Annotated in this window: 2 protein-coding genes; both read left to right on the forward strand. The window is 60.4% G+C overall.

Annotated features, from left to right (window positions below; all coding sequences use genetic code 11):
* Window positions 1-87 precede the first annotated feature (87 nt).
* Window positions 88-1,215 carry a DUF4062 domain-containing protein gene (locus ACTHQV_RS19210; protein WP_440492320.1) on the forward strand — a complete coding sequence of 376 codons (1,128 nt, stop codon included), beginning with the start codon at window positions 88-90 and terminating at the stop codon, window positions 1,213-1,215.
* Between the two features lie 8 nt (window positions 1,216-1,223).
* Entirely contained in the window at window positions 1,224-1,547 is a 324-nt protein-coding gene (locus tag ACTHQV_RS19215; RefSeq protein WP_440492321.1) for a hypothetical protein, read from the forward strand.
* Window positions 1,548-2,002: the final 455 nt, after the last annotated feature.

Raw genomic sequence — 2,002 nt, forward strand, 5'->3', positions numbered from 1 at the left:
TGACGTACCTGTCCCATACGGCCTCCTTCCATTCGAACGAAAGGATCGCACCATCAAACCGTGGGATCAAACACCTAATCTCAGTTCATGCGGATTTTCATCAGCTCGCTAATTTCAGACTTTGAGCCCCAGCGCGCGGCAGCTCGTCGCGCAGTAATTACCCTGCGCCACGAACCGGTAATGGCCGAGGACTTCGGTGCCCAGCCAAGCTCTCCACAGATCGCCTGTCTTCAGGGGCTGCGCGGATCGGACATTGTCGTCCTGATCCTTGGCGAGCACTACGGTTTTGTGCCTCCGGGCTCATCCCTTTCTGCAACACACCAAGAATATCGCGAAGCGCGGGAAACGAAGCCAGTCCTTGCGTTTGTGCAGCAAGGCATTTCTCCCGGGCCAGAGCAGGCCGCTTTCATTGCCGAAGTTCAGGCTTGGGAAGGCGGACTCTTTCGCGGCGGCTTCGTTGATGTGGACGACTTGCAAGACGGGGTTACACGCGCGCTACACGACGTGACCCTGGCGAACGCCACAGCTCCCGTCGACGAGCACGAAATGTCTGTGCGTGCCACGGCCATGCTCGCGCCGGAAAATAAGAACCAGGTGACATCGGCAATGCTCGACCTCGTTGTGGTCGGCGGCCCGCGCCAGCGCATCCTGCGGCCAGCGGAACTCGAGGCGCCAGTTCTCGCCGAACAGCTAGAGCAGTCTGCACTCTACGGCGATAGTCGGCTGTTCGACCGGATGCTCGGCACCGCCAGCGGACTTGACGGCTCTGATCTCGTCTTGCGTCAGGAGCGTGGAGCATCCATTCGCCTTACCGAGCAGGGTTCAGTTTCGCTGCGACTGCCGCTGGACGAACCGCGTCCTCTTGGGCGAGGCTTTGATGCAATGAGCGGCATGGTCATCGTCGAGGAGGTGGTGCAGGAGCGGCTCGGTACTGCGCTCGACTTTGCAGCGGGTGTCATCGATCGCGTCGACCGCACGCAACGGCTAACGAACCTTATCGTAATGGTCCGCCTGTCTGGTGTTGAACACCGTGGATGGCGAACGCGCGCCCAGCATGCGTCGAACCCTAATTCAGTCCAGATGGGGCATGGTGGTATGAGGGAACGCCCACCGATCACCCTTACGATCCGTCGAGCAGCGCTCGGCCTTGATCGTACCGCTTTGATCGAAGACATCCTCGTTCCGCTTCGGCGTCAGTTCCCGATGGCAAGCTAGCAGGGTCAATGAAGAGAAAAGCTGCAACAGGCGACCTGACTAAGCGTGAGTTCGACGCCCTGCGCACGCTTTCAGGAGGGTTGGTAGAAAGTCGAGGTGGTCTTCATCCTGCCGGAGAAGGAACCATCGCGAGAATGCTTGCCGAAGGCTGGATAGAGGAGGTTCCCGAAGGGGCGGTTGGTCGGCAGATGGGCTACCGCATCACTGAGGCAGGCGAGGCGGCGTACAAGATCGGCCGACCGCCAAAGCCTCCGCGCCAGCCGACCCGCCTGAAGGTTTTGGCGCCACGGATCAGTCCCTTGAGGCCGCGCTTCGGAAAGCTCGACAGATAAGGAGGCCTGACGAAGCGGGACCTGTTGCGATGGCTTGTACAGGCATCGTTGACCCAGTTGCGGTCATTCACGGCCGGTTTTCACGTTCCCGATTTCTGCCATTCGTTCATGTCGGCCTTCCGGCACGGTCATCGCGTGACGCGGTGGCCAGAAGGTCGCAGCTGCTATTGGTGTTGCACTCCGCGGGCTGGTTTGATGGTGCCAGCCGACCTCAAGCCGGCTGAAGCACTTCGTCAAATCTGCGCTAGGCCACCGTCGGTAAACAGCTCGCTGCCTGTGACGTGACCCCGGTCTTTTATCCAGCTGCAACCAGAGACTGGCCCCGAATGAGCTGCTACCCGTTTTTGGACCACCCTGTTGGCCGTCATCCAGCATCTGTGAGCTGCTACCCGTTCCTGGACCACTTGGCTGGGCGTCATCCAGCATCTGCCGGCAGCGGCGGGCCATGTGCCGCT

It is taken from the genome of Sphingomonas sp. SAFR-052 (genome assembly GCF_051965015.1).
Lineage (GTDB): Bacteria > Pseudomonadota > Alphaproteobacteria > Sphingomonadales > Sphingomonadaceae > Sphingomonas.

Excerpts from the sequence above, each read along its gene's own strand:
- ACTHQV_RS19215 (WP_440492321.1), top strand. The coding sequence starts at position 1,224 with ATGAAGAGAAAAGCTGCAACAGGCGACCTGACTAAGCGTGAGTTCGAC.
- ACTHQV_RS19210 (WP_440492320.1), top strand. The coding sequence starts at position 88 with ATGCGGATTTTCATCAGCTCGCTAATTTCAGACTTTGAGCCCCAGCGC.